2 rRNA genes are annotated in these 904 nt (G+C 50.0%); both read left to right on the plus strand.

The features are described from left to right. Positions 1–312 (plus strand): 16S ribosomal RNA (locus tag HBA26_RS22640); the annotation flags it as partial. A 198-nt stretch (positions 313–510) separates the two neighbouring features. Beyond that, positions 511–904, plus strand: a 23S ribosomal RNA gene (locus tag HBA26_RS22645); the annotation flags it as partial.

Genomic DNA, 904 nt, shown 5'->3' on the forward strand with positions numbered 1-904 from the left:
GTGCTACAATGGCGCATACAAAGAGAAGCGACCTCGCGAGAGCAAGCGGACCTCATAAAGTGCGTCGTAGTCCGGATTGGAGTCTGCAACTCGACTCCATGAAGTCGGAATCGCTAGTAATCGTGGATCAGAATGCCACGGTGAATACGTTCCCGGGCCTTGTACACACCGCCCGTCACACCATGGGAGTGGGTTGCAAAAGAAGTAGGTAGCTTAACCTTCGGGAGGGCGCTTACCACTTTGTGATTCATGACTGGGGTGAAGTCGTAACAAGGTAACCGTAGGGGAACCTGCGGTTGGATCACCTCCTTACCTTAAAGAACCTGCCTTTGCAGTGCTCACACAGATTGTCTGATGAATGATGAACTTCTGAATGTACTTTTGAGTGCATTAAGAAGTTTTGCTCTTTAAAAATCTGGATCAAGCTGAAAATTGAAACGACACATCTTTAAGGTGTGTTCGAGTCTCTCAAATTTTCGCAATCAGAAGTGAAACATCTTCGGGTTGTGAGGTTAAGCGACTAAGCGTACACGGTGGATGCCCTGGCAGTCAGAGGCGATGAAGGACGTGCTAATCTGCGAAAAGCGACGGCGAGGTGATATGAACCTTTGACCCGTCGATGTCCGAATGGGGAAACCCAGTGTGATTCGTCACACTATCGTTAACTGAATACATAGGTTAACGAGGCGAACCGGGGGAACTGAAACATCTAAGTACCCCGAGGAAAAGAAATCAACCGAGATTCCCCCAGTAGCGGCGAGCGAACGGGGAGCAGCCCGGAGTCTGAATCAGCTTGTGTGTTAGTGGAAGCGTCTGGAAAGTCGCACGGTACAGGGTGACAGTCCCGTACACGAAAATGCACAGGTTGTGAACTCGAAGAGTAGGGCGGGACACGTGGTATCCT

It is taken from the genome of Enterobacter sp. 725m/11, assembly GCF_011683705.1.
Classification (GTDB): domain Bacteria; phylum Pseudomonadota; class Gammaproteobacteria; order Enterobacterales; family Enterobacteriaceae; genus Enterobacter; species Enterobacter bugandensis.